Annotated in this window: 7 protein-coding genes; 3 read left to right on the top strand and 4 right to left on the bottom strand. The window is 62.8% G+C overall.

Annotated features, from left to right (window positions below):
• Nucleotides 1-154 precede the first annotated feature (154 nt).
• The 3 genes from RR842_RS09230 to RR842_RS09220 all read left to right on the top strand — a co-directional run bounded on the left by RR842_RS09230 (nucleotide 155) and on the right by RR842_RS09220 (nucleotide 3,234).
• Nucleotides 155-1,081, top strand: coding sequence for a DegV family protein (locus tag RR842_RS09230; protein WP_332511846.1), 927 nt, complete (start codon nucleotides 155-157; stop codon nucleotides 1,079-1,081).
• 66 nt (nucleotides 1,082-1,147) lie between these two features.
• Entirely contained in the window at nucleotides 1,148-2,086 is a 939-nt protein-coding gene (locus RR842_RS09225; RefSeq protein WP_332554047.1) for an NAD(P)-binding domain-containing protein, read from the top strand.
• 197 nt (nucleotides 2,087-2,283) lie between these two features.
• Nucleotides 2,284-3,234, top strand: a complete 951-nt coding sequence (locus RR842_RS09220; protein ID WP_332521013.1) for a radical SAM protein — start codon at nucleotides 2,284-2,286, stop codon at nucleotides 3,232-3,234.
• Nucleotides 3,235-3,238: 4 nt separating this feature from the next.
• Here RR842_RS09220 and RR842_RS09215 read toward each other — a convergent pair whose 3' ends face one another.
• From RR842_RS09215 to RR842_RS09200, 4 genes are all read right to left on the bottom strand, one after another.
• Entirely contained in the window at nucleotides 3,239-4,369 is a 1,131-nt protein-coding gene (locus RR842_RS09215) for a DUF362 domain-containing protein (RefSeq protein ID WP_332574373.1), read from the bottom strand.
• A gap of 265 nt (nucleotides 4,370-4,634) precedes the next feature.
• Nucleotides 4,635-5,570 carry a TIGR03915 family putative DNA repair protein gene (locus RR842_RS09210; RefSeq protein ID WP_332729553.1) on the bottom strand — a complete coding sequence of 312 codons (936 nt, stop codon included), beginning with the start codon at nucleotides 5,568-5,570 and terminating at the stop codon, nucleotides 4,635-4,637.
• The gene (locus RR842_RS09205) at nucleotides 5,567-7,081 is read right to left on the bottom strand and encodes a putative DNA modification/repair radical SAM protein (protein ID WP_332554051.1); all 1,515 of its coding nucleotides are present in this window, start codon (nucleotides 7,079-7,081) and stop codon (nucleotides 5,567-5,569) included. The genes RR842_RS09210 and RR842_RS09205 overlap by 4 nt, the downstream gene beginning before the upstream one ends.
• A 304-nt stretch (nucleotides 7,082-7,385) precedes the next feature.
• The coding region (locus tag RR842_RS09200) for an MFS transporter (protein WP_332729552.1) at nucleotides 7,386-8,079 on the bottom strand (694 nt) is incomplete at its 5' end.

The raw sequence follows: 8,079 nt of genomic DNA, 5'->3' as shown, positions 1-8,079 counted from the left end.
GTCTCTGCGCACCGTTGCGGCGGCTGCCTGCGGTAGCGAGCATAACGAGGTATTCCTGTCCCGAGGCAACAGCGGAGCCCTGTCCGTGCGCTTTGCTGCGCAGGCAGGCGTTTCAACCAAGGCGAACCAGAACCCTGAAGGAGTTTGACGCGCTATGTCGCATGCTTGCAACCTTATTATCGATTCGTGCTGTGACCTGCCTTTCGAGGTGGTCGACCGCGACGGTGTCGAGCTTATCCAATTCTCCTACGTCCTGAGCGACGGGGAACATGCCGACGACCTGTACCGCACGGCGTCGGCGCATGACTTCTACCAGGCGATGCGCGATGGCGAGGAGCCGACGACGGCGCAGGTCCCCGTGCCGGTGTTCCGCGCGGCGTTCGAGCGCGCCATCCAAAGCGGCGTGCCCACGGTATACCTGAGTTTCTCCAGCGGCCTTTCCGGCAGCTACGATGCGGCAGCGCTTGTGCACGAGCAGATGATGTCTGCGCATCCGGATGCCGAGCTGTACCTGGTTGATACCCGGTTGGCTTCGATTGCGGAAGGCTTGTTGGTGTACGAGGCGCTGCGTCAGCGCGACAAGGGTCTTACGGCACACGAGTTGGCCGAATGGGCCGAGGAGGCGTGCAACTTCGTCGATGCGCAGTTCATGGTGGACGACCTTGAATCGCTGCGCCGTGGCGGGCGTATCCCGGCATCGGTTGCGTTTGCGGGCTCGAAGCTGGACGTAAAGCCCATGCTGGTGATCGGCCAGGACGGCAAGCTGTCGCTGGCAGGCGTGGCGCGTGGGCGCAAGAAGGGCCTCAAGCAGTTGGCCGACTATTACCAGAAGCGCGTGGCCGACAAAGGCCCCGGACAGTGCGTGGTCATTGCGAGTGCCGACTGCGCAAAGGATGTCGAGCGCCTGAAAGAGGCGCTTTCCAAGATCGACGACAGCATCCTGTTTCTGGAGAGCAGCGTCGGGCCGGTCATCGGGTCGCATGTGGGTCCCGGTATGATAGCGATGGTGTTCTGGGGTGGAGACAAACGCGAAGAGCTTTCCGTAGCCGACCGTATCGCCCGCAAGATCAGGCAGTCGTAGGGGCCCTGCGGAAAAGAATCATCAGGGACTGAGGAAAAGCGAAGGATGCCCGGGAAAGGGGCTTGCATGGATAAGCGGTACGCATATATCGGGCACGAGATTGTCGGGGCGATGGTGAAGACGCGCCTTGCGGAAGCTGGCTATACGTGCGCGGACAGTGTGGCACGCGCTTCGATCGTGATCACGTACTGCGCGTCGCAGACGGCGTTAGAGGATGCATACTTCGACGAGGACGGTATCGTGCAGGGCGCGGGTCCCCGCACGATGCTGATCGACCTGTCCGCAGCGACGCCCAGCTTTGCGCGTGAGCTGAATGCCGTCGCCATGGTAAGCGACCTTGTTGCCATCGAGGCTCCGCTCGTGGTGGCCGACGTGACCCTCTCCGATGCGTTTTCCGATCGCGGCAACCTCATGTGCCTGGTGGCTGGCGAGGATAAGGACGTCGAGACGGCACGTCCGCTGCTAGAGTTGTTGGTGGGTTCGGTGCAGACGACAGGTGGATCGGGGTCGGCTCAGATGGCACGTGCAGCTTACACGTTGCAGGCCTCGGCGCAGATTATGGCTGCCGTCGAAGCGGACGCGCTGTACCGCTCGACGCAGCGGTCGTCTTCGTCTCTCGAGACGGCGTTTGGCCGTGCGGGTGCGATGACGTCCGAGGCCGAGCAGGTGCTCTCTGCGGTGAACGAAGGCCGTTTCGAAGGCACGTACACGGTCGAGATGCTGATGGCTGAATTGTCTGCTGCGCTTATGGCGGCCGACGATGTCGACCTTATCCTTCCGCAAGCCGAGGCATGCCTGCATCTGCTGGAGCTGCTGGCCGTGATCGGCGGTGCCGGCAAAGCGCCGTCTGCACTGGCCTTGGTGTACGGCGAGGAGGCAGCTTGCGCTGCAAACGGCCTGGACTGGACGCGCGCGGAGCAGGCGTACCCCTCCGGCGAGGAGGACGACTACGACTTGGACGATGATGAGTTCCCTCCGGGCTTTGGTACCTATTCGGCTAATTAGACTCCGTCGCCCTGCCAAAAGGCGGGGCAGGTCGACACCGTGGGCCGCGCGTGCTCGGTTGGTGCTGGTGCCCTTTTTCCTGTGCCGAGGTACTCTTCCCTCAGGGGGATGTGCACACCGCGCGGGGCAAGCAGGCGAAATGTGCCAGCTTTGGGTGGGGGAGCGGCTCCTGCTGACTTATTTGGATCGGTGAGACTATGAGAATCGACCTTCCCGTCTCCTGCGACCTGTGTCCACGCACCTGCGGGGCAAACCGGGCGGCAGGTGCGCGCGGCGTATGCGGTGCCGATGACACGCTGGTAGTGGCGCGTGCGGCGCTGCATTTCTGGGAAGAGCCTCCTATCAGCGGCGAGAGGGGCAGCGGTACCGTATTCTTCTCTCACTGCCCGCTGCACTGCTGCTATTGCCAAAACGCGGTGATCGCCGCTGGCGAGGCCGGCCGCGTCCTGACAGTGGAGCAACTGGCTGACCGGTGCTTGGAATTGCAGCGGCAAGGGGCGCTCAACCTCAACTTCGTCACACCGACTCATTACGCGCTGCACGTACGCGCCGTCGTTGCGCTTGCGCGCGAGCGTGGCCTAACGCTGCCGATCGTATGGAACACGTCGGGCTATGAGACCGTTCAAGCCATACGGGAAAATGCCGACACGGTAGACGTGTACCTTACCGACTTCAAATACGCCGATGCTGCCCTTGCGCAGCGCTACTCGCAGGCATCCGATTATCCCGAGGTGGCGCTTGCTGCGCTCGACGAGATGGTCGTGCAGGTCGGCAAGCCGGTGTTCGACGACGCAGGAGGCGGGCCGCGCCTGGTTCGCGGGGTGGTGGTGCGCCACCTTATGCTGCCGGAGGCGCTTGAGGACTCTCGGCGCATTGTGCGCCTAGTGCACGAGCGCTATGGCGACCACGTGTTACTGTCGCTGATGAACCAGTACACGCCCGTGGTCGCCGGTGCCGCTGCTGCCGGCGACGAGCGTGCGGCAGCAGTGCTGCGACGCTGCCCCGAATTGGCCGAACGCGTGCCCGACGACGATTACGAGCGGCTGCTCGACTTTGCCGACAGCATCGGCGTGGAGGACTATTTCTGGCAAGAGGGCGGCGCTGCCGAAGAAAGCTTCATCCCCCCGTTCGACCTCACCGGCGTGTAGGGTATTAGATCGCTATCAGCTCGTAGGTGCGGGTGCCGAGGCCTATCTTCTCGGCGTGCTCCAGGCAGGTCCTCCATTCCGACTCGGGAGTCGAGTTGGTGAAGTGGTCGCAAACATCGACGAATCCAGGCTCGGCCAGGTTGTCGGCGAGCTTGCTTCCCGGAAGAGGCGCGGCGGCGAGGCAGGCATCGACGCAGGCTTGGTCGAGGGCGAGCGGGTCGAAGGAGGCGAACATGCCCAGGTTCGGCAGGATGGGCGCGTCGTTCTCGCCATGGCAGTCGCAGTGGGGCGATACGTCCACCACGAGCGAGAGGTGGAACTGAGGGCGACCGTCGACGACGGCTTTCGTGTACTCGGCCATACGGCGGTTCAAATCGGCGTTCGCCGCATCGTTCTCGAAGTTGATGGCGTCGAAGTTGCAGGCGCCCAAGCAGCGGCCGCAGCCGACGCAGTGCTGTGCGTCCACGGTCATTTTGCGGGTTTCCTCGTGGAAGACCAGGCCGTTATTGGCGCACTCGGACAGGCACTTCATGCAGCCGCGGCATGCCTCGACGCTGATGGAGGGCTGGCCGTTGCTGTGCTGCTCCTTCTTGCCGGCGCGTGAGGCGCAGCCCATGCCGATGTTCTTGATGGTGCCGCCGAACCCGGTCAACTCGTGGCCTTTGAAGTGGGTCAGGCTGACGAACACGTCGGCATCCATGACGGCGCGACCGATCTTTGCGGCCTTCACGTACTCGCCGCCCGCTACCGGCACCTCCACGTCGTCAGTGCCTTTCAGCCCGTCGCCGATAAGGAGGGGACAGCCTACCGTCAGCGGGGTAAAGCCGTTCTGCCAGGCGCATTCCAAGTGCTCGAGCGCGTTTTTGCGGCTGCCGGGGTACAGGGTGTTGCTGTCGGTAAGGAAGGGTTTGCCGCCCAGTTCCTTCACCGCGTCAACGATGGCGCGCGCGTAGTTGGGACGCAGGTAGCTGATGTTGCCCAGCTCTCCGAAGTGCAGCTTGATGGCCACGAATTTGCCGTCCAGGTCGATAGTGCCCAAGCCTGCGTGCAGTGCGAGCTTCTTCAGCTTCGTGGGCAGCCCGTCGCCGAACGCCTCGGTACGGAAATTCGTGAAGTATACCTTTGCCGGTTCCATGATGCTCTCCTTCTGGGTTGTTTTGCTGCATGACATGATAGGGCTTGGAGTGTGCTCTAGGTCAAGGAATATTTCTGCACATTTGCCGCTGTTTGCGCGCAGGCAGCGGTTTTCCCTGTTCAGCATTGGTGTCGTTTAGCGCTGCGGCATGGGTGCGAAAGGCCATACGAGCACGATGGAAGCCGGATGGATGCAGAGCCGATCAGGTAGCGGCTGGGCCGCCCGCGCTCAAGTGGGAGGTCAGGTGGTTGCAGGTCGGTCGCAGCTAGCCGCGCCAAAGGCGCTCGGCGGCAGCACCGCTGGAGCGGGCCAGCTCGGTGCCAGGCAGGTCTTCATGCATCTCGACGATGTTCTTCCAGAGACGCTGGGGCATGAACTGGCGGCGGAGCTCGGGGTTGTAGCGCGACTCCACCGCCACCGTGCGGTAGAAGCGCTTCCATGCGGCCTGCATCAGCTTCTCGTCGATTGCCTGATCGGGCAGATCCAGCTGATCGGTTCGCACGAGATACCAGTCGCGACCCTCGTAGACACCGGCCAGGTGGTGCACCTCGTCGTAGATGATGAACGGCTGTGTGTTGAAACGGCCGGTGAACCAGTCCATGAGCAGGGGGACCACCGAAGCGCTGGGATTGCAGCGCGCCAGCCATACGCCGTTTTCCAAGTGCTCGAAGCGCAGGAACTGTATCATGCGATGGCGTTCGTTGCCGACGGCGCGTACCAGGCGCTGCAGCGGTTCGACAGCGGGATGTGCGATGTCGTTCATAACGCTGCGCCGCATAGGTAGCGGGCAGGATTTGCCGCTGCCGGGGCCCGAGCACGAATGGCGGCGTTTGCATTTGCTGCAGTCGTGGGGACGGTTCTGCGCCATAGCGTAGCGCACGAAGCGGTAGACGACGGTGTCAGCGCGAGGATCGTCGGAAAGCGAGGCATGCATGACGGCATCGTAGGCCGCTTCTCCGCAGGTGCGCTTGATGCCGCGCTGGACGCGCACGGCATGCTCCACGTTCGTCTCGATGTGGCGTACCGTTTGGCCGAGACGGGGCTGGAGCGAATCCTCCCGCGCAACGTCCTGCGGGTCCTCGCGACGTGCGTATGCCTCAAACACTGCCGAGAGCAGTCCTTCCAGGGTGCCGTCGTGGCTGTACGCAACCTCCGCCAAGGGTTCCTCGGGTGATACCTTGGCGGAGGGGCACTCGCTCATGCGCAGGCCATCTCGGGAGCGGCCAGCGCATGCTGCCAGCCGTAGCTGCCGTCCTGTGCTGGCTCGGCTTTCAGCGGCAGCTTAGGGGAAGTGCTCGCTGGAAGCGCGCCTTTCGCGAGGCTGCCTGTCTCGGGTACGAGGGCTCCGCTTGCCAAAACGCGTCCTGGGCCGCCGGCCACCCGCGCCTTCTCGGGCGTCTGGACGCTGTCGAACAGGCTCATCTGGCCGGGGCAGGTCTTGTCGGCGCGCCGACCGTGGTTGCCTCCTTTTATGGGGGCGGCTATCTGCGCTCGTAGGCCCTCGCGCGTGAAGTCGGCACCATGCCCTTCGTAGCGACCGTTGCAGGTGATGAAGAAGCGTGCGCGCTTGAGGGCTATGCCCAATTTGCGCAGCTCGCGCTCTCCTAAGGTGGTGGCACGACGAGCCCTCAGGATGGAGTTCGCCCCCCGCACGCCGATGCCCGGCACGCGCAGCAGCGCCTCGAGGGGCGCCTTGTTCACCTCTACCGGAAAGAAGTCCAGGTGGTTCAGCGCCCAGTTCGCCTTCGGGTCGACATCGGGGTCGAGGAAGGGGTTCTTCTCGTCGATGATCTCGGTCACGTCGAAGCGGTAGAAGCGCAGCAGCCAGTCGGCTTGGTACAGCCGGTGCTCTCGGTTGAGCTGCAAGGCATCGGTGGCGGGCAGGCGCGCATCCTTGTTCACCGGCATGTAGGCGCTGAAGAACACGCGCTTCATTGACAGCGTGCGGTACAGCGCTGCTGACAGGTTCAATATCTGGAAATCGCTTTCCGGCGTGGCTCCCACAATCATCTGGGTAGACTGCCCGGCGGGCACGAAAGCGCGCTCTTTCTTTGCGGGCCGCACTTGGGTCATGTACGTGGTTTCTTTGCGCATGAGGGCGCGGGTATCCTTGTCCACGGCGATGTTGTCGCGTATCTGGCGCATGGGCGCGAGGATGCGCTGCTTGTCTTTCTGGGGGGCGAGCAGCTGCAGGCTCTTCTGCGAGGGCAACTCTAGGTTCACGCTCATGCGATCGGCCAAATGTCCCAGCTGGTCAAGCAGTTCGGGCGAGACACCGGGCACGGCTTTGGCGTGGATATAGCCGCGGAAACCGTGTTCGGTGCGCAACAGCGTCAGCGTCTGTATCATCAGTTCGGTGGTATGGTCGGGGTCGCGGATGACTCCCGAACTGAGGAACAGCCCCTCGATGTAGTTGCGGCGGTAGAACGCGATGGTCAGGTCCGCCAGCTCACGCGGCGTGAAGGCGGCGCGCTGCACCTCGTTTGATGCCCGGTTCACGCAGTAGGCGCAATCGTAGACGCACACGTTGGTCATGAGCACCTTCAGTAGCGTGATGCAGCGCCCGTCGGCTGCGAAGCTATGGCAGCATCCCGCTGCCAGGGTGTTGCCCAGCTTACCTTTCTGCGCGTCGCGGTCGATGCCCGACGAGGTGCAGGCCACATCGTACTTTGCGGCATCGGCGAGAACCTCCAGCTTGTCGAGCAATTCCATAAGTACGTCCGTTCGCGCGAATGTTTGTTCGCATTATGATAGGACGAGAGGGGAGAGAAGTCAAACGCCTTTGTTCGCTTGATTTGCTGATGTGCCCAGTGCGTCTGCCACGCAGGCTGGCCAGGGTATAAGCGTTTTCAGGTTCGTTTACGTGTGGCGGAGACTCCCATTCAGCTTTGGAGAATGCGGCTGGCAGGGTGGTGTTCAGCTGGCAGGCGAACCGGGTGCGCACGATTGCGGCTGAAAGGGCTTTTGGCTCCCCCCGCCAAAAGCCCTTTCTGGCAAAGTTGCCCGGCGGTGCTGGCTATCGAACGTCGTTGAGCTCGATGCCGCCGTAATCGCGTGCCGTGAACAGCAAGATGATGCCGGCGATCAGGCAGATGGCCATCAGGTAGTAAGCGGGAGCCATGCCGTTACCCGTAAGGTCGAGGAGTGCGGTGGCCACGAACGAGGCGGTGCCGCCGAAGATGACGTAGGCGATGTTCGAGCCGAGTGCGGCCCCGGTGTAGCGCACTTCGGTGGGAAACATCTCGGCCTGGTAGCAAGCGATGTTGGAATCGTTGACGGACAGTGTTGCGCACAGGATAAGCTCGCCGGCGATGACGATGGGAAGCGAGGCGGTGCTCAGCATCATGAAGGCAGGTATGCTGAGCACGATGAAGGCGACGCAGGCCCCGATGAGCATCTTCTTGCGCCCGATGATGTCGGATACTTTCCCTGCGCCCATCAAGATAATGATGTAGGCTACCAGCGCAATGTCGGTGGCGAGTTGCGCTGGTGCCGCCTCCATGCCGGCGTAACTGGTCAGATAGGTGGGCAGGTAGGTGAGTACCAGGTAGAATCCCACCGAGTTCACCATGGTGGCCGCAATGCTGGCTAGCAGGCGCTTGCGGTACTTCTTGAACACCAGACGGGCTGGGTTGGGAGCCTCTTTGAGGCGCGTGGTCTCAGAGGCGGCCTCCTCGAAGGTGGGCGAGTCCTCCAGGCGCGTGCGGATG

The organism is Gordonibacter sp. (assembly GCF_036667095.1).
Taxonomy (GTDB): domain Bacteria; phylum Actinomycetota; class Coriobacteriia; order Coriobacteriales; family Eggerthellaceae; genus Gordonibacter.
The sequence above is the reverse complement of the archived record's forward strand: the minus strand, read 5'-3'. Positions and strand labels throughout refer to the sequence as shown.